The sequence below is a fragment of the Eubacterium sp. AF22-8LB genome, from assembly GCF_003458715.1.
GTDB lineage: Bacteria > Bacillota_I > Bacilli_A > Erysipelotrichales > Erysipelotrichaceae > Holdemanella.
This window is the reverse complement of record NZ_QRVI01000006.1, coordinates 33,477-57,576: the sequence shown is the minus strand read 5'-3', so window position 1 is coordinate 57,576 and position 24,100 is coordinate 33,477. Positions and strand designations below refer to the sequence as shown.

Genomic DNA, 24,100 nt, shown 5'->3' with positions numbered 1-24,100 from the left:
AATGCAGCCATCGATTCAGCTAACACTCATCTTACAAGATTGTAAGATTACTCGATTCTTCCTTCAAAATGCGTAAGATCAAGGAATACACAAGTCCCTTTACCAACACTCGATTCAATCGTTATTTTATGATTCAACATATCTAAAATATTCTTACATAAATATAGACCTAAGCCACTGGCTGTTTTATCGCTACGTCCATTCATACCTGTATATCCCTTTTCAAATACACGATTTAGATCACTTGCACTAATACCAATACCAGTATCTTCAATAACTAAGACATGTTTAGTCTTCATATATATAGATATAGAACCATTTTCATTTGTATATTTAAGACTATTCGAAAGAATCTGTTCCAACACAAACACAAGCCACTTTTCATCACTCAATATAACATCCCCGGTTTCTTTAAAATTCAACTGAATGTGTTTACGAATAAATTCTGTGGAAAAACGACGAATGGATTGGCGAATTAAATCATCTAAATCTAATTCTTTAAATAAGAAATCGGTATGCGTACTATTCAAGCGTAGATATGCTAAAACCATATCTGTATATTGATCCATGCGTAATAACTGCAGCTTAATTTCACTACGACTCAAATTCTCATCTTCAAGCAACAATTTCATAGCAGCAATGGGAAGCTTAGCCTGATGTACCCACATCGTAAAATAATCTTCTAGATCATGCATTTTACTTTCTGAAGAAATAACATATTCATCATGATAGTCTTTCATAGCCACTAAGATTTTATGATAATCCTCTCCCATCAATGAAGAATCTTGAAGATCACAAGACAAAGAAACATTACTATTGGATTGAAGTGTTAATAAGGTTTGGTGTTTCTTATAATATTTGTGGTAATCCCAAAAGAAACATACCACCAACAAAACACATAAAATCATGAATGCATATGTAAAAGCTTCAAGTTCTAAATTATAGAGTTTAAATACAACATAACATGTCAAAAGACTAAAAGCATATATAACTATAAACAAACATCGATCTTTTAAATAATGAATAAATAATTTCATATCTTATATCCCAATCCCTTTTTTGTTTGGATAAAATCCACAATGCCAATACTCTCTAACTTCTTGCGCAAACGATTCACATTTACACTTAATGCATTTTCATCCACATAAAAATCTGTCTTCCACAAATATTCCATTAAACTATCTCGAGATACAATCGTTCCCTTCTTTTCCATGAGCAGTCGAAGTATCTTAGCCTCATTCTTACTCAGTTCAATTTGAGAAGATTGAAAACTTACTGTATTATCATCTAAATTAAAGCGTACACCCTGATATTCAAGAATATTATGATTGGATACAAAGTCATAGCTACGTCTTAATATAGCTGTGATTTTAGCAGCTAGAACATTTAAATCAAATGGCTTGCATACAAAATCATCGGCACCTTTAGAGATAGCCATCACAATACTCATATTGTCTGTAGCACTTGAAATAAAGATAATAGGTACCTTTGATTCTTCACGAATCTTTTCCGTCCACAAATATCCATTCAAATAAGGCAGTGTTATATCCATTAATACTAAGTCTGGATTAAAGGAATGAAATGCATCCATCACATTATAAAAATCAGTAACTCGACAAACTGAATAATTCCAAGATTCAAGAAACGATTCTAACTTTTTTGAGATGAGTTCATCATCTTCTACAATCAATACTTTATACATAATCTCACCCATTTTATTATACTGCATAAGCCAGGAAATCTTTCTAACAATGCTGTAAGATAAGAACAAAAGGAAGTGATAGTATAATCTATCTTCAAATGGGAATCCTCACTTTAGAAATAGTGTTATGCATCCTATTAAATCAACTGTTAAAGAATAAACTCAACAAAAAATACGATACGCCATCTGTATCGCATTACTATTAAATTGTTGAAATATGCGTACGTATCAAGCCATGTGGGCTATACATACATTATTCTGTTTACTAGTATTAGTAATCGTATTCAAAAAAGAAAACCAATCATCTGCATAATCCTTTCAGCTATCATATCCACATCCATCGTAACATTTGGCTATGTCAATATGTATACGACCCATCAAACCACATATAATCTAAAAACAGAAAAAAACATAACTCCAACTAAGATTTGTTTCATTTTGGATGTCCACTATCCCAATGCGAATAATCCAGAAAGATTAAAAAAAAATCACAAATACATTATTAAAAGTAAAACCAAATTTCTATCTACTTGGTGGAGACTTCGTGGATGAATCCACATCCAAAGAAGATATGGAAATCCTATTTAAACAACTCGGAAGACTTACTAAAGTAGCCCCTGTTTATTTTGTATATGGTAATCACGAAAACAAGACAAAATTCACAAGAACCAAGCTCAATCAAGTAATCACAAAAAACAACATTACCATTCTAAATGATCAAGAAGTACATTTAAATAACATTATCCTTATTGGAAGAAAAGACTACACAAACAAAAACCGAAAGAAAACAAAGAACTACAACCTTACAAACAAAACCTACAACATCGTCCTAGACCATCAACCACAAAGAACAAAAGAAAACATTAAAAACAACGTTGACCTTCAACTCAGTGGACATACTCATAACGGACAAATGTTTCCACTCTCTTATTCTTACCATTTACAACCCGATTTTGCGGGTAATTACGGCAAAGAAACATTCAAGCACTAAAAAAATCATAAGTTCAGGCCTTGTTGGCTGGGGGTTTCCAATAAGAACAGAGGGTATATGTGAGTATGTGGTAGTTAATGTAACACCTAAGAAGTAGCAATATTTCTTTTTATTGTCTAATCCTCAAAAACGCACTAAGTATCCAGTTAATTCAAAAGGAAGTTCAAATAATACAAATAAAATCAATCCTCAAGAACGGTAGCTTTGCTACCTCTTTTCTACATCTGTTCAAATAATACAAATAAATTCAATCCTCAAGAACAAGACCTGTATTAGACCAATCAATCAAGGGTTCAAATAATACAAATAAATTCAATCCTCAAGAACCAGCAAAGAAAGATATCACAACTATTGCTGTTCAAATAATACAAATAAATTCAATCCTCAAGAACTGAATGTAATTGACAATATCTATCATATTCGTTCAAATAATACAAATAAATTCAATCCTCAAGAACATGAAAAGCGTTGAAGAAGAATTAGAAAAGTTCAAATAATACAAATAAATTCAATCCTCAAGAACTCACGACCTTCTATCTCTACTGTTTCACGTGTTCAAATAATACAAATAAATTCAATCCTCAAGAACCGAGAGTGTCTGTATGTCATAAGCATAAAGTTCAAATAATACAAATAAATTCAATCCTCAAGAACCCGTAAGATCATTTTCAGTAGCTCCACTATGTTCAAATAATACAAATAAATTCAATCCTCAAGAACCGATAAATTTGATGTAGTTACTGCATGAATGTTCAAATAATACAAATAAATTCAATCCTCAAGAACCTTTCATAAAGCGTGATAGTGGAAAAGATGTTCAAATAATACAAATAAATTCAATCCTCAAGAACATTTCAATTGAATACCATAACCCCGTGTTGTTCAAATAATACAAATAAATTCAATCCTCAAGAACGAAAATTTCGGTGCTGTTGGTGACGGTACTGTTCAAATAATACAAATAAATTCAATCCTCAAGAACTAAACCCTTGACAATTCCAGTTTTTTCGGGTTCAAATAATACAAATAAATTCAATCCTCAAGAACTGACCAACACAGGAAGGCACATCTCAATAGTTCAAATAATACAAATAAATTCAATCCTCAAGAACTTCCCCAAGCACCCGCAATCACCTCGTCTGGTTCAAATAATACAAATAAATTCAATCCTCAAGAACGAAAATAATTTTAGAAAAGGGGCTGGCATGTTCAAATAATACAAATAAATTCAATCCTCAAGAACTAACGGCTTCAATCATATGACATTCATATAGTTCAAATAATACAAATAAATTCAATCCTCAAGAACCCAACTAACTCGTTTATTTTTTTACTAGTGTTCAAATAATACAAATAAATTCAATCCTCAAGAACGGGCAGGGGTTTCACCCCTTTGAACCCCAGTTCAAATAATACAAATAAATTCAATCCTCAAGAACTGCCATTTTGAACGCGAACGAACAGAACCGTTCAAATAATACAAATAAATTCAATCCTCAAGAACTGTCGGCCTTATTATAGCATAATTGTGCTTTATTTACAGTATATCTTGAGTATATGTATCATTAAAAGTTAGATAAAAAGTTGTATTTTTATCTTCAAATTGTTCCATTAATCGAATATTTTTTTCTGTTTGTTGTTGCTTATGAAGCATAGTATAAGGATTTTGTATATAGGAAATGTTATTAAATTGGTTTAAATCATATTCATATTTTTCAATGTAATCTTTATTAGAAACAATCAACATGGCAAATTTTTCTAATTCTTGATAAGAATCACATGCCATATAATCATTATTCAAGAGAAACATCATATTATCTTGATCAAACGATTTCATCCATTTTAATACGGTTTGTGTAATTGGAAAATCAATATATACAACATTATATTGATTTCTACTCACAAACAATAACAAGTTGTAAACCATAATGTATTGTTTATCTGCTGAAATATCATCTACATTTATATCTAGCATTGATATAAACTTAGAAATATTAAAATCAGACATTTCAAAATCGATATTACATTGCATATTTCTTGTTAATATTTCTCTCAATTTATACATGCCATGATCAGTTGTTAAGCTTCTAAGTCCTTCTCTAATCAATTCAAATGCTTTAAAATCATTTTCATTTTCTTGTATGAGATTTGTAGTTTCAATATTGAATATAGATTTTGCTCCAAATTCAAAATTAGAATTAATATCACTACCATATGGATAATAAATGAAATTAAGTTCTGTTGGTTTAACTGGCTGATTTTCAGAATCTAATACTTTACAATAATTTCTTTTCTTTTTAACGAATTGATTTGTAAAACAATCTATTATATCTTTTTGTTTAGCACCTGCTAATACTACTATATTATTATCTTCTGGAATCAAGTAGACAGATTCCTCATGTATTATTTTCACTATTTAGTCCTCCTATAATTAAAGTACGATCTGTGGTCGTAATATTTTCTTGTAAAGTATAATTACTATTCATATTCACAATGTTTTGATATTGCCTCTCAGTTATTATTAAATATCGTATATCCCCATTATCAGGAACATTGTTTTTCAGTCTTTTTTGAATCGTTTTAGCCGAGTCATTATTTATGCATAATTTTGCATAAACTGAATATTGGATTCGTATAAATCCTTCAGTTTTTAAATATTTTACAAATTGTCTGTAATGTCTTTGATCTGTTTTCGTTTCTTGGGGTAGATCAAAGAATAATACTAATCGCACAAATCTACTACTCCCCTCCATAACGAATTCCTTTTGAATAATCAATCTTCAAAATATCATCTGATTTTTCATTCAAGAAACCAATATAAGAATCAATTAAATCTTCAACCGCATCTTTTAACCGCATCCATTTTTTATCTATATAAATTTTCGTTTCTAACAATTCAATCAATTCTTGTTTTTGTGCTACGCTGAAACTATCTTTAATATTTTCTTCAACCCATACATCTACTATTACTCGTAATGGCTCTATAAAATCATACGTTAAATTAAAAGCATTCGATTCGCCAATATGATGAATTCCTAACTGAGTTAATAATCCTCTAGCTGTTATACATTTTGAAATATAGCTAGCTAGAATCTTATATCCATAATTCAGCGCAAAATTTCTTACATCATTCTTATCATCTCTATAAAACTTTGTTCCAAACATCTTTCCAAAATAACACTTTGCACTCACCGCTTCTCGATTTGTTTGATCATCGTTATAAACTGAATTCTTATAGCCAATTAAAGTTTCTAATTCATCACAATCCTCGTAAATCAAATCCAACACATCTATTTCAGATTGTATTTTTTGTTCTACTATAAATTTCCATAATTTCTTCTTACGAGTTATTTTCCAATTAATTTGTTTATTCAATTGCTTAAACACCAAAGAATGATTGTTAAACGGTTGAAATATACCAATTGGATCATTCTTTGAATCACAAATTATTACATTAATATTATTCTCTACCAATTTTGACAACATAGGAATTGTCATTGTAATTCGATCATGTGAAAAAATCACTGTATCCAAATCACATAATGGTATATTTTGATATTCATTTCCTATTGTAATTTTCATTCGATTTAATGTTAATGACACTGTACACTCAGTTCCAATTACTACTGTTTTCCAGCCCATATTAAAAAACTATAATAAAATGAGATAGCCACAATTAGCTATCTCTAATAGTTTTCGAATTTAAATCTTATTCTTCCAGACTAAATTCATTTGTATTATTTGACACACCTATTGTAGCACGTCGCTACAAATTTTCCAAGAAAACTTTTCCTTTTTAATCTTAGAATACTTTCCAGGAGCCTTTCTAGGACCTGATATTAATAACTTACCGTTTTCATTATATGTGTAACGAATACCTAGAATACTTGATTTAATTTTGATATATTGTGCATCTTCATTATTCTTCTTTTTCACAATATCTGTACCAGGTCTATATCGATCTAATGGAGAACATTCTCTATTAACAATCAAATTCAAATAAACAATAGTTTCTAAAAACCATTGATAACCAATTTTTCCTTCTTTAGATTTTTGCTTATTCATCATCTCCATAAATTTATTAACCACTAATTTCGTTTGTTTTTCTGGATTATCAAAATCCAAATAATTATCTAAGCAAAATTCCAACAGTTCATCGATTGTATAATCAGTAAATTTGTGATGCCCAGTTGGATTCACTATATATTCTTTAAAATCAAATTTATCCGCTAATTCTCTCTTCAAATAATTTAAATCTTTATAGATATCATTATAACTAAAACAATACACATGGCTAGGCTCTAAAATCTTTCTAGTTATTGTACCTATACCGAATTTTAAAATTGTATTAGACTCTGTCTCATAAAATAAATCATTTTTAAATACACGCATACGGAAATAATATTCCTTCACATTTCCATTCTCATCTAATAATTCAGGCACTTTATAGTAATCTTTTATTAACTTAACATATTGTTCTTTATTAATTTCACCATTGTTATTTACAATAAGTTTAGGGATTTGTATACCAACATATGCTTTTCTTCCATTCTTCTTCACATATTTATAGAAATCTACTGCAACACAGTTAATCGAACTATAGATACGTTTATCATTATTCACACCTAAAAGACCCAACACACCTTTTTCTCTAGCAATATTCTTCTTTTTATCTTTCTGTGGATAAATTGTTGCATCAAAGAATGCACCTTTGTAGTTTTTCTCTGCTTTTAAAGAATATAAAGGTACTGTAGCCTTTACTTGAGAAACCAATGAATCATTATCATTTGGGAAGTTGGCAAAACGTTTGTTATAGGCATATCTTATGAAATTATATAGTTTCTGATTTTCTGATTTATCACTATCCGGTTCTTGTGTTTCCTTCATTCTCTTCAAGAATTCTTGATAATACTTATTATTACCACGTTCATCATAATTTGGATAATATGTTGATAAGACCATATCTGCAATCGCAACAATTGAAGCATCATGAGCATGGTGTTGATCCCCAATATTACGATTTTTCTTCATGTTAAACGCATTTCTATAAACAGTTGTAAATGAAGAACGTAAAGAAACAATATGAGTATCATAATTATTCACTTGATTATAAGCTCTTAAAATAGCCATCAATTCACGAATAATATAACGAGTATCCACTAAATTACGATTAATAAATCCCATAGCTTCATCTGTAGTTGCTAGTAATAAACGTTTTAATTTTTTATCTGAAATCAATTTCATTTCATTCAACTCATAACATCTTCGTTTAAAATCACTCGAAATAATACGCTTACCAGCTTTGTTCGTTACAGTTTCAGCTTCGATATATTCCAATGGAAGTCTATCTGCCTTTTTTCCATTGATTTCTTTTTTTATCAACATCAAGTTATCCATGGAATTATCACCAAAGCCACGAGGTAAAATATGATCCATTTCATAATTTTCTAATTTTTGAATATCGATCTCATCACCAGTAACCATGTCACGACCATTTTGACGAATATATAGTTCAACTTTACGTTTATTCTTTTCTAAATAAGGCTCAATAACATCCCAGTCTTCCATATATTGTTTTGAAAGCTTAGCTTTTTTCTTCTGCTCCTTCATTTGTTTAGTTAAGTAATCATACAAATTTTTCATTTGATCAAAATGCTTGGCTGGTTCATCACCATCATGAGCACTATCTTTCAAATCTCTTGCCGTTTCAATCACAACTCGATCAGGAACTCCATAAGTATTAACAACTTCTTCATATAGCTTAAAACATTCATTTAAAGCTCTTATTACAGGTCTAGCAATTGGAATAAATGGTTTACCATCTTGTATCAATAAATCAATAGACAACTTCTTCGTATCCCTTAATAAAGTCATATACTTGTTAGAATCAAAATTAATTCGATTTCCATCCAAGTCCGTTGCTTCAGTAATCAAAGTCATCTGTTCATTCTTTTGATTTTCCGTATTATCCCTAAACATTTCCTCAAGCAATGTTTCTCCATCCACATTCATCTTAGTTTCCATAATAAATTGTTTAGAGAACGCATAAAATCCATTTGATTTACATCTAGCTAATTTCTTCGCGTCTTCATTATCCAAATTCAACTTCTTAGTAAAATAATTTACTTTTGATTGTTCTTCATCAAATAAGTTTAAATTCAAAATAATATCTTCAATTTTGTTAACTTTTTCTTTCTCATTCTCATCAAATAAATCAATAATAGAATGCAATTCAAATTGAGGAAATACACTAATTATATTCTGATATAAAGTATATCTATTTTTAAACTTACCAGCCTTATGAGAATCTTTAGGACCAAAAGATTTTAAATCTAATAGTTGTGCAACTTCTTTATGCGAAACATAATCTGTACGCTTCAAGAATAATTCATCAAATACTTTTAATTTATCTTTACGAGTTAAATAATATCGGTTTTCATCCTTATCAATTGCAGTAAGAATATTCAATTCGTTTAATAAGCTAAATGTCTCTGCAATAAACGATCCTTTTGGAAGTGCATATTCTTCAGGTAAATATGTACAATGCGAAATCATATTTAATTTCCAATTTTGAATGCTCTCTTCTTCATTAACTAAAGCATCCTTACAATACTCATATCCATACTTAAAAGTTCCATCTTTTCGATTGATCCAACTATTTTTAGCTTGTGAAGACAAAGGTCCAATATAGTAAGGAATACGTGCTTTAATCGTTGAAATGCATGCTTCAATGAAATTATCAGTAATCAAATCGGGATAAAATTGTTGTTGTTTATGCAAAATATCACTAGCTTCTTTTACATACAAGCCATTTGGATATTTATTCTCCATATTCTTTACAACACGTAAACGTTCTCCAATCGCCTTACTCATTTTACTCTGAATTATCTTCTTTTCTTCTTTATATTTATCTGGATCCGAATGTTCTAATTTTTGAACTTTAAGAACTTCATTTAATTTTTCTACAGCCACTTCACAAATATAATTATGATCCTTTAAAATCTGAGAAACTGCAATCACATCATGAAGCTCCACCGCATTGTTTAAGAATTCATTTAGATTATCCAATTTCAACAACTCGTCTAATTTTACAGAATCTTTTGTCTTATCCTCTTGAACAAGTACAACAGACTCACTAATTTTCTTCAAATCACATTTAAATCCACAAATCAATTTTAAAATTTCCAGTAATGCATCATTATCCTCAGCTTCTACTGTATATTCATCCTTTAACAAAGATTTTAATTCATTAGACTTTACTTTCCCTTTTTCAAAGATTGGTTTTAGTATTGTCTGCTCAAATTCTTTTGTATCTCCTTCAAAATTAACATATGCATGAGTAAACTCATAAAACTGTTCAACAAAGAATTCAAAAGTAATTGGTTCACTAGAAGCAAAATTAATATTCTCCATCAAAAAATGTCCACGAGTCCCACAAATATTATATAGACACAACAAAAGTTCTCTTAAAGATACTTGTTCCTTCAACGCTTTCAATCTTAAATGGTAAACCGTATCCTCTTCAGGACGAGAAAATGTATCTGAATTTGCAGTATAACTCAAATAGTCTCTTTGATTTAATTCCTCTTTTGAAATCAATCCAAATTCTACAAACGCATTCTTTAATTGTTTCTTTCTCCAATTTCTTCTTCTCAATGTTCTTCTTGCCGAACGATTTAATCTTGCTTCTTGAGCAGGGATTGCCTGTTCAAACATATGAACTCCCATATCTAATAGTTTTCCCCTAACTACATCAATTATTGACCAACCTATTGACGTAATTCCAATATCCAGGCCTAATACATACTTATTATCCATTTCAATACCCTCCATAAAGTGATTATGTTATATGCATTATATCACTTATGAAAGCCGTTTCCTATAAATTTCTATATAAAAAACAAAAATGTATGCTCGCAGCATACACTTTATATAAAGCAGAATTTATGTTTTTAAGTTATATTTCACCTTTGCACCGCAAAAGACGTTATTCAACATCATCATAGGTTAATTTTAAGTTTTTCAAAAAGTATTGAGAGTTAATGTCTTTTTCACATTGGACATTTATAATTGAAATTGCTACTAGATATGGCAGGTGGTTTCCTCTGGAAAATCCTTGAGACTTTCGATCCCCGGGATGGAGGAATAGGCGTATGCAAATTCAAATTAATATTGATGTAACTATTGTCTTAATAGCTATTGTACAACTCGTGCGAGTGATCATTATTATTCATGAAGAAAACAAAAAGCGCTAACCACCTCTCACAAAGGATTTAGCGCTCTCGCAATATCCAGAGTGACCACCATATCTAGTAGTCTTTTCTGTACATGTATTATAACGAGAAAGATGATAAATATCAACTTACCGATTTACACATGTATTTTAAAAAAATTTTGAGGTTTAATGTCTTTTTCACATTGGACATTTAGAATAGATATTGCTACTAGATATGGCAGGTGGTTTCCTCTGGACAAATCCTTGAGACTTTCGATCCCCGGGATGGAGGAATAGGCGTATGCAAACTCAAGTTAATATTGATGTAACTATTGTTTTAATAGCTATTTTACAACTCATACGAGTTATCATTATTATTCATGAAGAAAACAAAAAGCGCTAACCACCCACTCACAACGGGATTAGCGCTTCTACCTAATCCAGAGTGACCACCATATCTAGTAGTCTTTTCTGTATTTGTATTATAACGAGAAAGATAATAAATATCAACTTACTGATTTACACCTCGATATAAAGATGTCATTTCTGAATTTCCCTTTAATTCTGAAGCCATATATTTCACTAAGAATAAGTCTTTATCAAAGTTTGGCGTAAGCTCCTTTTGATAGATCAATAGATCCTTGTCTTTATAATAAGCACCTTTTTTATCGGTAATTAAAACGGCTCTAAGATTCGGATATTTCTTTAATAAAAGTTCTAGAATTCTCTGTTCATCCTGAATTCCATTTTCTAAATTACTCGCATACTCTTTATTCACAAATATCGTATTTACTTTACTCAAATCAAGATGTCTTACTTCCTTATCCACCATATGTAAATATACAATATAATCTGTTTTTAAATAATTCTCTAATTCTGGATCATTATTATCAATAAATACTGTCTTACAATTTTCATTATGTTCCACTTGAAACTGTTTAAATAAATCCTTCAAACTTTCTTCTCTTACATTTACTTCCATACAATTAGCCTCCTTTTTCTGTACAATAGCACAATTTTCAAAAAAAAGTTTAATACATTGTTTAGAATTTGTATAAAAGCGTATAATACATACAGGAGGAGTTTTAAAAATGCAACCATTTGATAAAGAATATGTTTGTGACATTGCCAAACAAGTTTTGAACATTGATTCACCAACAGGATACACAAAAAGAGCCATTGACTTCATGGACGAAGAAGCTAAAAAATTAGGATATACAACAGGACGTAACCAAAAAGGAAACTTGTTGATCTATGTAGATGGAAAAGATTCTGAACACACATTAGGATTGAGTGCTCACTTAGATACATTAGGACTTATGGTTCGTTCCATCAAAGACAACGGAAAGCTTGCCATTACTAAAGTCGGAGGCCCATGCTTACCAACATTAGACGGAGAATATTGTAAAATCTATACTCGTGATGGAAAGGTGTATACAGGAACAATTCTTTCTTGTTCTCCAAGCGTTCACGTATATCCAGATGCTTCTACATTAGAAAGAAAAGAAGATACAATGGAAGTTCGTATCGACGAAGTTGTTCACTCAAAAGCAGATGTTGAAAAATTAGGTATCTGCAACGGAGACTTTGTATGTATTGATACAAAAACACAGATTACAGAAAGTGGATTTATTAAATCTAGATTCCTAGACGATAAAATTTCAGCTACAGCCTTAATGTGCGTACTAAAATACTTAAAAGATAACAACATCACACCTCAAAGAGACTTAGTCATTATGTTTAGTACATATGAAGAAGTTGGTCATGGAGCAAGTTGTCTTCCAGAAGAAGTTGAAGAATTATTAGCCGTAGACATGGGATGTATCGGTACAGATCTTGCTTGTACAGAACAAGACGTTTCAATCTGTGCGAAAGATTCAAGCGGACCATACGACTATGAAATGATTACACGTCTAGTTGAACTATCAAAAGAAAACAAGCTTAATTATGCCGTTGATATCTACCCACAATATGGTTCAGATGTCAGTGCCGCATTACGCGGTGGCAACGACATCAAAGGAGCCTTGATTGGCCCTGGTGTTCATGCAAGCCACGGAATGGAAAGAACACACTATGATGGTGTAGAAAACACAATGAAGCTTGTCGTTAGCTATATCACAAAATATTAAAATCCTTTAAAGCAGCCACAATACCCTGTTCTACATTGGACTTGGTCACATGAGCTGCTTTTTCTTTTACATAATCCATAGCCTGTCCCATCGCAAAACTATGAGTTACAACACCAAACATACTCACATCATTTTCGCCATCTCCAAATGTGAAAACTTTATCCTTATCCCAGCCAAACATATCCATCATACGAACTAAAGTAGCTCCCTTACTATATCCTTTAGGTAATACTTCAAGTTCTCTAGGACAAGTACGGAACACTTCATATTGATCTTTAAATTCATTTTGAATATCCAAAGCCAACTGCGTAGTAACCTCTTCATCCTCAATTGTCTGAATTTTATTTACAGGATATTGAATTTCACTAAGATCCTTAATATAAGTAATCTTAGGATAGCCATCACGCATATCTGCAAGCCAAGACCAAGGACCACCCGTCCAAGGAAAATCCTCTGGATATTCTTGTGAATTTCTTAATGCTTTTTTCTTTTCCATAATATGATCTGGAATATAATCAAATAATCCATCATTAAACACAGCCATCGTTTCACAATTTTTATGCATCAAATACGCAAAGACAGGCTCAACATCTTCCTTATACATCTGTTTTAAAACATGACGCTCATCCTTTTGAACATCATAATATGCAATTCCATCAACCTCTAACAAATAGCCACCATATACATCCATCTCTAATTCCTTGGCATATGGCAATAATCTTGTATAACTTCTTCCACTCGCAAGTACTAGCTTTGTCCCCTGCTTTTGACATTCTATCAAAGCTTCCTTTGTCTCAGGTAAAATTTTATTATTTGGATCCAATAAAGTTCCATCCATATCCATTACAATCGCATCTAACATAGTCCATCCCTCCATTTAAAAAATAATATATCATAATTTTATAAAAAGTACTTGCATAACACAACATCTTTTGGTATTATATACAGGCATCAAGTGAAAAGCAAATGCCTGAATAGCTCAGTCGGTAGAGCATCCGGCTGTTAACCGGCAGGTCACAAGTTCGAGTCTTGTTTCAGGCGCCACTTGATTATGAAACCAGCTTAGCTGGTTTTTTTATTTCTAAATAAAAAGTTTGTCTAAAAAAATAAAAAAAGTGCTTGCATAACTCTAATTCTTTTGGTATTATGTTTAGGCAGTCAAGTGAAAAACAAATGCCTGAATAGCTCAGTCGGTAGAGCATCCGGCTGTTAACCGGCAGGTCACAAGTTCGAGTCTTGTTTCAGGCGCCACTTGATTATAAAACCAGCAATGCTGGTTTTTTTTATTATATATAAGGAGCAGTTATGACAGAATCCGAATGGTTTGAACAACTTTTTAATCGCTTATCCCACTCCAAATTTAGGAGCAGTTTTCATCTGAAACAAAAAGATGTAGATTATATACAAGCCAAAGGAATGGATACCATTGAAAAACATGCGATAGATTTTGTCGAAAAAAGATTGGCTCCAGCCTATATACCCAACGACGGTAAACAAACACCATTCAAAGGACATCCCATATTCATTGCCCAACACGCTACTGGCTGTTGTTGTAGACAATGTTTATGCAAATGGCATAAGATCAAGCCAAATCAGCCACTAGGCCCTAGACAAAAGGCCTATATCGTTAAAGTATTAATGACATGGATTCATAAAGAAGTCGATTAATTTGACTTCTTTTTTTAGTTGACTATACTATTCATGGAATTAAATGTCGAATATATATATATACTATGTTCATTATATATAAATGATATAGGAGATGATTTTATGAATAACCACATGGAGATTCCATGGCATGAATATACAAAAAAAGATTCAAAAGTTAAGATTGAAAATGCAAGTCTTACAGAAAAATCCTCCGTTATAGGAAGAATTGGATTGATGCTTCTAGCCTGTGGTACAGGTGCCTGGAGAGTTAGAAGTTCAATGAACACCATTGCCAGTGAATTAAATATTACATGCATTGCCGACATTGGACTCACAAATATTTCCTACACATGCATTGACGGCATTGAATCTCACGCCCAATCCTTGTCTTTACATAATACAAGTGTAAATACATCCAAACTTGCTCGTATGGAAGACTTTGTCTATCACTTTAAAGACGAATGTAAAACATGCACATGCAACGAAATACACAATCAATTGGATCAAATCGAAAGTATTCACTCCAGCTACTCCCCTATTATTCTAGGACTTGCTGCAGCACTTGCATGTAGTTGCTTTACCTTTCTACTTGGAGGGGGCCCCATTGAAATGCTTTGTGCCTTTGTGGGTGCAGGACTAGGCAATACACTTAGAATGAAACTGATCAAACATAACTACACCTTATTCTTAAATGTAGCTGCCAGTGTTTCTTTGGCATGTCTTGCGTATGCCTTATTATTTAATTTCTTAGAAGCTTGTTTTGGTATAGCCACACAACACGAAGCCGGATACATCTGTTCTATGCTTTTCATCATTCCAGGCTTTCCCTTCATTACAAGCGGTATTGACTTAGCTAAATTAGATTTACGATCCGGTTTAGAAAGACTAGCCTATGCCATTATCATTATTTTAGCTGCCACACTTACTGCTTGGATCTGCGCTTTAGTCTTACATCTTCAACCGGTAGACTTTGTGAAACTACATATTCCAACGTCAGCAAAATTACTTCTAAGACTATTAACCAGTTTTGGAGGCGTATTCGGATTCTCCATTATGTTTAACAGCTCCAAAAAAATAGCCGCTAGTGCCGGATGCATTGGAGCCATCGCAAACACTTTACGACTAACACTTGTCGATTTATCTTTACCTGCTGCAGCCGCAGCCTTTATTGGCGCACTAACTGCTGGATTACTCGCCTCCATGATCAAAGGAAATACAGGATATCCTAGAATCGCCATAACCGTACCATCCATTGTGATTATGGTTCCAGGCCTATATATGTATAGGGCTATTTATAATCTCGAACTTACCTCCACCATGTCAATTGGAGCAAATTGGTTTATTCAATCTTTGTTGATTGTTTTGGCCCTTCCAATGGGACTTATATTTGCCCGTATCATAACCGATCCCTCATTTCGTTATTGCACATAAAAATGCTGAGTTTAATCACCCAGCATTTTTTGTACACATTCATATAAGATACCATTTGAAACTTCAATATTCTTCTCTAAATTATGTTCAAAATGTGTAAATGGTAAGAATACACCTACACAATATTTTCCTTTAAAATCCCCACAATAGAAAAACGCATTATATAATAAATCTTCTAGTTTCATCATAGAATCCCACAAACCAGAATAGATTTGTGCATCACTTAACTTTTCATGAACCTCTTCAGGCATTTCTTGGACAACTAAGATACCTAAATGCGATTCATTTTGAATAGTTTGAATGGACATGTCCTCCTTAAAGCTATGCTGCTCTAAAAAACCATACGCTAAATACAAATTCTTCTTCACTATTTTATTAAACATATGCTTCTTTAAATCCGGAATATGAATATCACTTTCTATAATATTTCCATCCTCATCACTTAAAAGAATCGGGTTCTCTTTTCCCTTATCATTAAATCGTAATGGAATCAAAAATGCATTTCGCAATAAGTCAAACATACTATTACCACATACAGCCATTAAAAATGCCGATAAATCTTTATTCTTGTATGCAGTAAATAGAGCATTGGTAAATACTTGTTTATCCACAAGCACCCTTTCCTCTTCTACACCTGAATCATCATCACAGGCTATACCTTCATAAAAGGCATCCATTAATCGTTTACAGGCTCTAGGATCCTTGGCAATTTTATCAAACAAAGCCTCAGCCTTTTCTTCCCTAGGAAAAATTGTTGGCATGATTCTCACTTCTTTTCTAATCCTTTCGGCAAACAGATACAAGAAGTCTTCCTTCAACACACTCTTTGTATCTGTTTTGATGGCTTGCCTACTCAGACTAAATGTATTATACTAGCACCTATAAAATATGTGAAATATATATTTTAAATATATATTATACAAAAATTATATGGAGGTTATACAATGACACTAGACTATTACCGTATTTTCTATTATGTAGCTAAATATAAAAGCTTTTCAAAAGCTGCTCAAATTCTTCATAACAACCAACCCAATATCTCACGAACTATGAACAACATTGAAAGTGAATTTGGATGTAAACTTTTAGTACGCTCCCATTCAGGTATTACCCTAACGCCCGAAGGAGAACAACTCTTTGAACATGTTGCGATAGCGATTGAACAACTTTACCAAGGAGAAAGCGAAATTCTTTCAAATAAAACCTTAGAACATGGACATATATCAATTGGAGTAAGTGAAACAGCTCTAAATATCTTTTTATTATCCAAACTTGAACAATTCCACAAAGCCTATCCACAAGTCAAAATCAAATTATCCAACCATTCCTCTATTCAAGCTGTTGACGCCTTAGAAAAAGGCATTGTCGATATTGCGGTTGTCACAAGTCCAATAGACATCAAAAAGCCATTACATGCCACTTCACTCTATTCCTTTGAAGAAGTATTAATTGGTGGAAAAGAATATGAAAGCTTAAGCAATGAAATTCTAGACATTCAACAAATCTCGCATTATCCATTTATTACCTTAGGCAAAAACACAAGTACATATACCTATTATTCAAACTTGTTCTTAAATCACCAAATCCCTTTTCCTACCGATTTAGAAGTGGCTACCGCCGATCAAATACTTCCATTAGTCAAGCACAATCTAGGCATTGGATTCTATCCTAAAGAATTAATTTCTAAGGATTCTGATATTTTTGAAATTCATACTAACATAAAAAATCCTGAACGAAAAATTCTTCTTGTCCAGGATGCAAGTCGTGCAACCAATATTGCCACACAAAAATTTATTGATACGCTTTCTTTATAATTCAAAGTTTACCAAAGTGCCACTCATTATTTTAATTTATGCAAATAATTCAGTGGGACTTTTTTTGTCAGCCAGACTCCATTTACAGATTTATAAAACTCATACCCATCCTCATGCATTTGTTTTGAGTGAATCTGAAAAATCACTACTTTTCCATGCCTTGCACCAACTTTTTTTGCAGTATCCATATCGTTTGATAAATGAACATATAATCTAGACTTTGGAATCAAACCCTCCCGTTCAATAGAGTGCACATATTTTTCTGCGGTTCCATGCCAAAGAATATCAGGTGGAGTGACTTTTTTTAGTTCTACATCTACAGAAATTGAATGTCCCTGATTTGCCCTAATTAATGTTTTATCATCATTAAATGAATATCTTTGTTTATTATCAGTAGTAACAATTTCTTTCAAATCATCTTTAGAGAAATTATATTGTACATTAATTCCTTTTACGAGTTCTTCAACATTAGCCCAACCATGTTCGTCCAATTTGATTCCAATTGTTTCAGGTTTATGTCTCAATATTAACGCAATATATTTACTAATTTCGGTTTTATTTTTCATATATTTGCCCCATATTCATAATCTTTTTAACAATCCTTCCCTTAGTCTAACACAACCTTGGCATTGGATTCTATCCAAAAGATTCTGATATTTTTGAAATTCACATAAATATTAAAAATCCTGAACGAGATATTCTTCTTGTCCAGGATGCAAGTCGAGCAACCAATATTGCCACACAAAAATTTATTGATACGCTTTCTTTATAATTCAAAGTTTACCAAATATGCATCACATGCTGCATCACTAAACTTACAATTGTGATGCCACACCAACATGTTGCACCAACCGCAATTGGCTTTCCACCCGTTTTGATCAACTGAATTACATTGCTGTTAAGTCCAATGGCTGCCATAGCCATAATGATCAAAAACTTAGATAATTCTTTAAGTGGTGCAAACACACTAGAGTCTACTCCAACATTTACACAAATTGTTGTAAAAATAGCTGCCAAAATAAAATAAAGTATAAACATTGGAAAAGCACGTTTAAAACTAAAGTTTGAAGCTTGTCTTTCTTTTTTAGCACGAATAAAAGATAGGACGAGTGTAATTGGAATAATCGCAAGTGTACGAGTTAATTTTACTGTTACCGCCTTATTTAATGTGGCACTACCTAAATTCCACATACTATCCCAAGTTGAAGCCGCTGCTGTTACACTTGATGTATCATTGATGGCTGTTCCTGCAAAAATACCAAACGCATCCCCATGCATGGTATCAAAACCCAAAGCTTTTCCTAGAATGGGAAAGAAAATAGCTGCAAGTACATTAAAGAAAAAGATAACCGCGATAGATTGGGCAATCTCATCATCATCCGCATCAATTACAGGGGCTGTTGCCGCAATGGCAGAACCACCACAAATAGAAGAACCAACACCGACAAGAATTGAAGTATTTGAAGGTACTTTTAAAACCTTCTTCATAATCCACGCAAGCACAAGTGAAGTAGTAATTGTACAAACAATGATTGGTAAAGACTGTTTCCCTGTTTCAAATATAACACCTAGATTCATCCCAAATCCAAGTAATACGACAGCCGTCTGTAAAATCACTTTAGAAGTCCATTTTATACCGGCTTCTGCTTTTCCTTTATCATTCCAAAACATCGCAATAATCATACCCGCAAGAATCGCGATGATAGCACCACCAATAACCGGAAACATCTTTCCAATGATCCATGATGGAATCGCAATCAAAAGACAAACCAAAATGCCTTTTCCATATTTATTTACAAAATTCATTTAAAATTCCCTCCATGCGAAGAATTGTATCACTATACAATGATAAGGTAAAATTATATAATTCTATCGAATAATAATATTTTCTTATCAATAGAGGTACATATGCTAGATTATCGAACAGAAACATTTCTTACTGTATGTAAGACTTTAAATTTTACAACGGCCGCCAAACAATTAAATATCACTCAACCTGCTGTGTCTCAACACATTCATTTCTTAGAAAAACAATACAATACCACATTATTTGCATACAAAAATAAAGAGTTATCACTAACTCCTTCTGGTCAAATACTATATAAACATTTATTAACAATGAAAAATAATGAACAAGCCTTAATGAATGAAATCAACAATATCACATCCAACATTGAAACACTCTCCATTGGAGTAACTATGACCATCGGTGAATATGCAATTGTAGATAAATTGGCAAACTTTATTCAAAATCATCCAGAAATCAACATCCACCTTCATTATGGCAACACATCTAAACTGCTCGAACTACTTGACCATGGACAAATCAGTATGGCCATTGTCGAAGGAAATTATCCAAAAGAAAACTATTCTCATATAAAATATAGCACAGAAGACTATATTGCCGTCTGTGCTACATCTCACCAGTTTACAAAAGAACCCCATACTATTCATGATCTAATATCTGAACATCTTTTAGTGCGTGAAGAAGGTTCTGGAACAAGAAACATTCTTGAACAAAGCCTAATTGCCCATGGTTTACATATTTCAAATTTCACACATTATACACAAGTAGAAAATATGCATACCATCATGAATCTATTGAAGAAAGATTGTGGAATCTCTTTCCTATATAAGATTGCAGTAGAAAAAGAATTAAAATCAAAAGAACTAAAAGAAATTACTTTAGATGATTTTAAGTTACAACACGACTTTGACATCATATGGCAAAAAGAAAGTATCTATGCCAATAGATATCTATCAATCAGTGAAGAATTTATTTAACTTCCTTTAAAATTTCTTCAGCAGTGACTCCAAATAGCTTAGCTAAAGCCATTAGATTCGTTGTACTTGGATCCGATGCACCACTTTCCCATTTTGATACAGCCTGTCTTGTAACACCTAAAGACTCTGCCACAAATTCTTGAGTCATTTTACGTTGCGTACGATATCTTTTAATCACTTCTCCAAGTGACTTTGCACTCTCTGCTTTCTCTTTTCTAACAGGTTCAGATTTAATATATTTCTTTAATGCCCTAACAACCAACACAAATAAGTATATGAATGCGACACCAACTACAAAATACATCAACAAAAGAATATAAGCTATAAATACAGTTGCCTTCATAATACATATTTCCTCCTTTTCACCATCATTATACGGTAATTCATTGCGGTTGCTCTACCAACTATTTGTCAACTTTACAATGCCATCACATAGATTTGACAAGGATTATTTTCATCCCACAACGAATTCAGGACTTCAAATTCTTTAAATCCAAGTGAAATATAAAATCGATTTGTACAATCATAATCTTCATACATTCCCATCTTCACTGTTTTTACCTGGATAAACGAATATCCACTTTTCTTTATACTTTCCTTTGCGTATTCAAATAATGCTCTTCCAATTCCTTTTCGATGATATTCTTTTAATACACCCATTACAGCTAGTTCAACTGTATCTTTACCTGTTTGTTTAAGGTACAAAAATCCAACAACCTTATCCTTTTCTATAGCACAAAAGAAATCTTTTCCTACACTATCAAGAATATATTCTTCTCTTGCTTCTGCAATCCCAAACCACTCAGGCAACGCTTCTAATATAGCTCTTGTGATTTTCTTTTTTTCTTCATCATTTATAACTTTAATAATCTTCATATTCATACTTCCTTTACTATGTAAATCTATTTCATATACACTTTCTCGCAAATCCATGATACCCTTGATCAAACAATTCCTTTAATTTAGCATATCCACCTAATTGCCACTCTTTAGCTAAATAAATCATTCCGCACATACAAGCATATTTATCATAATAATTTCCAAAGTTGGCTTCATAAATGTATTGTTCTTGTGATTGTGGATTTGTTTCCATTAAAGCTAACTTCATTTTATTTATGGATTGAATATAAACATCTTCTAACTTTTCCCATTCAACACTATCAATTTCTTGTTGATTATAGGATACAAGATGTGCAAAGCCTTCATTAAATGTAATCGCATCGAGTTTATTTATATAATTTCCAAATTGTTCACTTTCTTCAATATCTGTATAATACTTCCCAATCAGCACATGAAATAATTCATGAGTTAAAAGATTCTGCGAAAGTTTAGATAATGAAATCTTTCCAACATACTTTTCCCAACACAACAAATCAAAAACCATATGGTGTCTTCCATTCAAATCTGTAAGTACAAACGCATCATTGGGTTCTTTGCATCCTACAACTAAATCCAAGACAATATTATCTAAATCATTTTGCCAATCTTTAAACAAGATATCCCAAATTCTTTTGTTGCAAGGAACAAAATCATTCACATGATGTATGATTTCATCTTTTATCTTAGAAACGATTTCTGCTTTATCTTTTTCAGGCTCTTGAAATATATTTCTATCGGCCTGCTTATAAATGAATAAAGATGAGTATTTACTAATATCTTCCCCATTTAAATAAGCATCCACAATTTCTGTGTTTATAATCATATTCTTATTCTCCTATATATAGAAAAACACTACAAGTGTAGTGCTATTATTTCTCATATTTATCTTTCTTACAAAAGCTTTTAAAAGGACATCTTTCACATTCTGGATTTCTTGAATGACAAAGATAGCGACCAAAAAATATAAAGTCATGATGTCCTTGATTCCATCTTGAACGATCGATTTTACGTTTTAGTTTTTCCTCAACCTTTTCAACCGAATCATTATATTTTGCTAAACCCAAACGCTTACTGACACGATTGACATGGGTATCCACCGCAAAGCTAGGAATATCAAAGGCAACACTACGAACAACATTGGCCGTCTTTCTACCAACACCGGCTAAAGACATTAAGTCTTTGTATGTATATGGTACTTCACCATGATATCTATTGACTAAATCTTTACTTAGATTGGAAATGGAACGAGCCTTATTTCGATACAATCCAATTCTTTTAATGTATGGCTCTAATTCAGAAACATCCGCTTCAGCCATTTTATCTGCCGTAGGATACGCCTTAAATAATGCTGGCGTTACCTTGTTGACCATCGCATCCGTTGTCTGTGCACTTAATACGACCGCAACAATCAATTGAAATGGGGATTCATGATACAATTCGCACTTGGCATTCGGAAAGATCTTTTCCATTTCATCCAGAATTTCATTCGCATTCATCGCTTGCCATTCTCCAAATCCTCAGTTGATAAGCCCTTTTGTTGCCAATTCTGCAGGATTCTTTCGATGTAATTTAAATCACTAACCTCATTGCATACAGCTTCATTTAACGCGCAAATTACACGACGTTCATCATACATACTTGCCATATCAATAATTCTTTGCATTTCAGATGAAGAAAGTGGACGTGCAAATTCCATTTCAAATTGCTCTAATAAAGAACGATCAATTGAAGTATCACTCGCTTTAGAGAGTTCAAAAATACCTTCAATATTAAAAATCAATGAACCATTCGCATAATCTAAAGTTAAATATCCTTTATCGGATAATTCAGTAAAGATATCTTCCACTTCATCTACACTAATTTTTAACTTTTCACTAATTAATTCGTGATCAATAGAAATATGCTGCTGATTGAAAAAATCAATTAATAATACGACTAATATTTCTTTAGGTTCTAAACTCAAATCCTGCAAATGATCAATGATCCAAGTTCTACGATCGACATAAGGTGCATTAAAATCAAAATCTGCCATTATTTTATCTCCCTTTCATACACACGCTCAAAGCTATCATAATCTAAAAGAATCAATTTATTAGATCCCCGAATCTCATAGACTGGATTATTATAACCATATCCTAGCACAATGGAATCACATTTGATTTTATAACTCTTTTTCGCAATACGTTTGGCTTTTTTATAATTCAAAGTATCAATATCGCGCGTTGTGATTAGATTCGACTTCGCATTATACCAATATAATGTCGTATCATCATATCCCTGATATGTTGTATACGCAAAGATATGTTCACTTATTCCTTGAATATCCTTATTCTTTTTTTCTATCTTTTCAATTCTTTGCGCATAAATCTGCTCTTTAACACGATTCGGCCCACTTATAAATTCAGACCAAATCAAAATCAATACAAGAACAAGAATGATGACCAATGCCATTGTCGTTATTGTTCCATGCTGTTTTTTACGTTTACGCTTTAGCCCCATTCTTAC

At 32.1% G+C, this 24,100-nt stretch carries 23 protein-coding genes, 2 tRNA genes and 1 CRISPR repeat array; of the genes, 8 read left to right on the top strand and 17 right to left on the bottom strand.

Annotated elements, in window-relative coordinates:
- Positions 1–47: 47 nt before the first annotated feature.
- Both DWY01_RS03555 and DWY01_RS03550 read right to left on the bottom strand, forming a co-directional pair.
- Complete coding sequence (locus DWY01_RS03555) at positions 48–1,037, bottom strand: HAMP domain-containing sensor histidine kinase (protein WP_117993224.1); 990 nt, start codon at positions 1,035–1,037, stop codon at positions 48–50.
- On the bottom strand, positions 1,034–1,702 hold the full coding sequence (locus tag DWY01_RS03550; protein WP_117993353.1) for a response regulator transcription factor: 669 nt from the start codon (positions 1,700–1,702) through the stop codon (positions 1,034–1,036). Before DWY01_RS03550 ends, DWY01_RS03555 begins: the two co-directional genes overlap by 4 nt.
- Before the next feature lie 487 nt (positions 1,703–2,189).
- Here DWY01_RS03550 and DWY01_RS03545 point away from each other — a divergent pair, with 487 nt between their 5' ends.
- Entirely contained in the window at positions 2,190–2,693 is a 504-nt protein-coding gene (locus DWY01_RS03545) for a metallophosphoesterase (RefSeq protein WP_117993221.1), read from the top strand.
- A gap of 161 nt (positions 2,694–2,854) precedes the next feature.
- Positions 2,855–4,197: direct repeats of the CRISPR family, unit length 36 nt; unit sequence GTTCAAATAATACAAATAAATTCAATCCTCAAGAAC.
- 33 nt (positions 4,198–4,230) lie between these two features.
- Here the strand turns inward: DWY01_RS03545 and DWY01_RS03540 are convergent.
- From DWY01_RS03540 to DWY01_RS03520, 5 genes are all read right to left on the bottom strand, one after another.
- Entirely contained in the window at positions 4,231–5,106 is an 876-nt protein-coding gene (locus DWY01_RS03540) for a hypothetical protein (protein ID WP_117993218.1), read from the bottom strand.
- The gene (cas2, locus tag DWY01_RS03535) at positions 5,090–5,425 is read right to left on the bottom strand and encodes a CRISPR-associated endonuclease Cas2 (RefSeq protein ID WP_158553647.1); all 336 of its coding nucleotides are present in this window, start codon (positions 5,423–5,425) and stop codon (positions 5,090–5,092) included. The genes DWY01_RS03540 and cas2 overlap by 17 nt, the downstream gene beginning before the upstream one ends.
- A 7-nt stretch (positions 5,426–5,432) precedes the next feature.
- Positions 5,433–6,335: a type II CRISPR-associated endonuclease Cas1 gene (gene cas1 / locus DWY01_RS03530; RefSeq protein ID WP_117993213.1), complete on the bottom strand. Its 903-nt coding sequence runs from the start codon at positions 6,333–6,335 to the stop codon at positions 5,433–5,435.
- A 108-nt stretch (positions 6,336–6,443) separates the two neighbouring features.
- Positions 6,444–10,511: a type II CRISPR RNA-guided endonuclease Cas9 gene (gene cas9 / locus DWY01_RS03525; protein ID WP_158553646.1), complete on the bottom strand. Its 4,068-nt coding sequence runs from the start codon at positions 10,509–10,511 to the stop codon at positions 6,444–6,446.
- A 908-nt stretch (positions 10,512–11,419) separates the two neighbouring features.
- A complete protein-coding gene (locus DWY01_RS03520; RefSeq protein ID WP_147332153.1) occupies positions 11,420–11,890 on the bottom strand; it encodes a hypothetical protein in 471 nt (156 codons plus the stop codon).
- A gap of 109 nt (positions 11,891–11,999) precedes the next feature.
- On the opposite strand from DWY01_RS03520, the gene DWY01_RS03515 reads away from it, so the two are divergent.
- Complete coding sequence (locus DWY01_RS03515; protein WP_117993204.1) at positions 12,000–13,037, top strand: M42 family metallopeptidase; 1,038 nt, start codon at positions 12,000–12,002, stop codon at positions 13,035–13,037.
- Here the strand turns inward: DWY01_RS03515 and DWY01_RS03510 are convergent.
- Positions 13,024–13,899, bottom strand: a complete 876-nt coding sequence (locus DWY01_RS03510; RefSeq protein ID WP_117993201.1) for a Cof-type HAD-IIB family hydrolase — start codon at positions 13,897–13,899, stop codon at positions 13,024–13,026. The two genes, DWY01_RS03515 and DWY01_RS03510, sit on opposite strands and share 14 nt — an antisense overlap.
- A gap of 106 nt (positions 13,900–14,005) precedes the next feature.
- Between DWY01_RS03510 and DWY01_RS03505 the strand changes: the two genes are divergently transcribed.
- From DWY01_RS03505 to DWY01_RS03490, 4 genes are all read left to right on the top strand, one after another.
- A tRNA-Asn gene (locus tag DWY01_RS03505) sits at positions 14,006–14,081 on the top strand.
- A gap of 131 nt (positions 14,082–14,212) precedes the next feature.
- Positions 14,213–14,288, top strand: a tRNA-Asn gene (locus DWY01_RS03500).
- Between the two features lie 54 nt (positions 14,289–14,342).
- A complete protein-coding gene (locus DWY01_RS03495) occupies positions 14,343–14,705 on the top strand; it encodes a DUF4186 domain-containing protein (protein ID WP_117993198.1) in 363 nt (120 codons plus the stop codon).
- A gap of 102 nt (positions 14,706–14,807) precedes the next feature.
- A complete protein-coding gene (locus tag DWY01_RS03490) occupies positions 14,808–16,118 on the top strand; it encodes a threonine/serine exporter ThrE family protein (protein ID WP_117993196.1) in 1,311 nt (436 codons plus the stop codon).
- Between the two features lie 11 nt (positions 16,119–16,129).
- Here the strand turns inward: DWY01_RS03490 and DWY01_RS03485 are convergent, their stop codons facing one another.
- On the bottom strand, positions 16,130–16,879 hold the full coding sequence (locus tag DWY01_RS03485; RefSeq protein ID WP_117993193.1) for a DUF4866 family protein: 750 nt from the start codon (positions 16,877–16,879) through the stop codon (positions 16,130–16,132).
- Positions 16,880–17,062: 183 nt separating this feature from the next.
- Between DWY01_RS03485 and DWY01_RS03480 the strand changes: the two genes are divergently transcribed.
- The gene (locus DWY01_RS03480; RefSeq protein WP_117993191.1) at positions 17,063–17,932 is read left to right on the top strand and encodes a LysR family transcriptional regulator; all 870 of its coding nucleotides are present in this window, start codon (positions 17,063–17,065) and stop codon (positions 17,930–17,932) included.
- A 26-nt stretch (positions 17,933–17,958) separates the two neighbouring features.
- Here the strand turns inward: DWY01_RS03480 and DWY01_RS03475 are convergent, their stop codons facing one another.
- Positions 17,959–18,498 carry an RNA 2'-phosphotransferase gene (locus tag DWY01_RS03475; protein WP_117993188.1) on the bottom strand — a complete coding sequence of 180 codons (540 nt, stop codon included), beginning with the start codon at positions 18,496–18,498 and terminating at the stop codon, positions 17,959–17,961.
- A gap of 214 nt (positions 18,499–18,712) precedes the next feature.
- Positions 18,713–19,738 (bottom strand): YeiH family protein, encoded by a 1,026-nt coding sequence (locus tag DWY01_RS03470; protein ID WP_117993186.1) that lies wholly within the window; start codon positions 19,736–19,738, stop codon positions 18,713–18,715.
- Between the two features lie 102 nt (positions 19,739–19,840).
- On the opposite strand from DWY01_RS03470, the gene DWY01_RS03465 reads away from it, so the two are divergent.
- Entirely contained in the window at positions 19,841–20,716 is an 876-nt protein-coding gene (locus tag DWY01_RS03465) for a LysR family transcriptional regulator (protein ID WP_117993184.1), read from the top strand.
- Here DWY01_RS03465 and DWY01_RS03460 read toward each other — a convergent pair.
- The 6 genes from DWY01_RS03460 to DWY01_RS03435 all read right to left on the bottom strand — a co-directional run bounded on the left by DWY01_RS03460 (position 20,709) and on the right by DWY01_RS03435 (position 24,094).
- A complete protein-coding gene (locus DWY01_RS03460) occupies positions 20,709–21,059 on the bottom strand; it encodes a helix-turn-helix transcriptional regulator (RefSeq protein WP_117993182.1) in 351 nt (116 codons plus the stop codon). The genes DWY01_RS03465 and DWY01_RS03460 overlap by 8 nt on opposite strands.
- Positions 21,060–21,133: 74 nt before the next feature.
- Complete coding sequence (locus DWY01_RS03455; protein WP_117993351.1) at positions 21,134–21,592, bottom strand: GNAT family N-acetyltransferase; 459 nt, start codon at positions 21,590–21,592, stop codon at positions 21,134–21,136.
- A 31-nt stretch (positions 21,593–21,623) separates the two neighbouring features.
- Positions 21,624–22,418 (bottom strand): DUF5700 domain-containing putative Zn-dependent protease, encoded by a 795-nt coding sequence (locus tag DWY01_RS03450; protein WP_117993179.1) that lies wholly within the window; start codon positions 22,416–22,418, stop codon positions 21,624–21,626.
- Positions 22,419–22,464: 46 nt separating this feature from the next.
- Positions 22,465–23,091, bottom strand: a complete 627-nt coding sequence (nth, locus tag DWY01_RS03445; RefSeq protein ID WP_117993177.1) for an endonuclease III — start codon at positions 23,089–23,091, stop codon at positions 22,465–22,467.
- Positions 23,088–23,627: a DnaD domain-containing protein gene (locus tag DWY01_RS03440; protein ID WP_117993174.1), complete on the bottom strand. Its 540-nt coding sequence runs from the start codon at positions 23,625–23,627 to the stop codon at positions 23,088–23,090. Before DWY01_RS03440 ends, nth begins: the two co-directional genes overlap by 4 nt.
- Positions 23,627–24,094 carry a hypothetical protein gene (locus DWY01_RS03435; RefSeq protein ID WP_117993172.1) on the bottom strand — a complete coding sequence of 156 codons (468 nt, stop codon included), beginning with the start codon at positions 24,092–24,094 and terminating at the stop codon, positions 23,627–23,629. The genes DWY01_RS03440 and DWY01_RS03435 overlap by 1 nt, the downstream gene beginning before the upstream one ends.
- Positions 24,095–24,100 lie beyond the last annotated feature (6 nt).

What these genes read in the sequence shown, in the direction of transcription:
- DWY01_RS03555 (WP_117993224.1), bottom strand. Translation starts at nt 1,037, where the DNA reads ATGAAATTATTTATTCATTATTTAAAAGATCGATGTTTGTTTATAGTT.
- DWY01_RS03550 (WP_117993353.1), bottom strand. Translation starts at nt 1,702, where the DNA reads ATGTATAAAGTATTGATTGTAGAAGATGATGAACTCATCTCAAAAAAG.
- cas1 (WP_117993213.1), bottom strand. Translation starts at nt 6,335, where the DNA reads ATGGGCTGGAAAACAGTAGTAATTGGAACTGAGTGTACAGTGTCATTA.
- cas9 (WP_158553646.1), bottom strand. Translation starts at nt 10,511, where the DNA reads ATGGATAATAAGTATGTATTAGGCCTGGATATTGGAATTACGTCAATA.
- DWY01_RS03520 (WP_147332153.1), bottom strand. Translation starts at nt 11,890, where the DNA reads ATGGAAGTAAATGTAAGAGAAGAAAGTTTGAAGGATTTATTTAAACAG.
- DWY01_RS03515 (WP_117993204.1), top strand. Translation starts at nt 12,000, where the DNA reads ATGCAACCATTTGATAAAGAATATGTTTGTGACATTGCCAAACAAGTT.
- DWY01_RS03510 (WP_117993201.1), bottom strand. Translation starts at nt 13,899, where the DNA reads ATGTTAGATGCGATTGTAATGGATATGGATGGAACTTTATTGGATCCA.
- DWY01_RS03495 (WP_117993198.1), top strand. Translation starts at nt 14,343, where the DNA reads ATGACAGAATCCGAATGGTTTGAACAACTTTTTAATCGCTTATCCCAC.
- DWY01_RS03490 (WP_117993196.1), top strand. Translation starts at nt 14,808, where the DNA reads ATGAATAACCACATGGAGATTCCATGGCATGAATATACAAAAAAAGAT.
- DWY01_RS03485 (WP_117993193.1), bottom strand. Translation starts at nt 16,879, where the DNA reads ATGCCAACAATTTTTCCTAGGGAAGAAAAGGCTGAGGCTTTGTTTGAT.
- DWY01_RS03480 (WP_117993191.1), top strand. Translation starts at nt 17,063, where the DNA reads ATGACACTAGACTATTACCGTATTTTCTATTATGTAGCTAAATATAAA.
- DWY01_RS03475 (WP_117993188.1), bottom strand. Translation starts at nt 18,498, where the DNA reads ATGAAAAATAAAACCGAAATTAGTAAATATATTGCGTTAATATTGAGA.
- DWY01_RS03470 (WP_117993186.1), bottom strand. Translation starts at nt 19,738, where the DNA reads ATGAATTTTGTAAATAAATATGGAAAAGGCATTTTGGTTTGTCTTTTG.
- DWY01_RS03465 (WP_117993184.1), top strand. Translation starts at nt 19,841, where the DNA reads ATGCTAGATTATCGAACAGAAACATTTCTTACTGTATGTAAGACTTTA.
- DWY01_RS03460 (WP_117993182.1), bottom strand. Translation starts at nt 21,059, where the DNA reads ATGAAGGCAACTGTATTTATAGCTTATATTCTTTTGTTGATGTATTTT.
- DWY01_RS03455 (WP_117993351.1), bottom strand. Translation starts at nt 21,592, where the DNA reads ATGAAGATTATTAAAGTTATAAATGATGAAGAAAAAAAGAAAATCACA.
- DWY01_RS03450 (WP_117993179.1), bottom strand. Translation starts at nt 22,418, where the DNA reads ATGATTATAAACACAGAAATTGTGGATGCTTATTTAAATGGGGAAGAT.
- nth (WP_117993177.1), bottom strand. Translation starts at nt 23,091, where the DNA reads ATGAATGCGAATGAAATTCTGGATGAAATGGAAAAGATCTTTCCGAAT.
- DWY01_RS03440 (WP_117993174.1), bottom strand. Translation starts at nt 23,627, where the DNA reads ATGGCAGATTTTGATTTTAATGCACCTTATGTCGATCGTAGAACTTGG.
- DWY01_RS03435 (WP_117993172.1), bottom strand. Translation starts at nt 24,094, where the DNA reads ATGGGGCTAAAGCGTAAACGTAAAAAACAGCATGGAACAATAACGACA.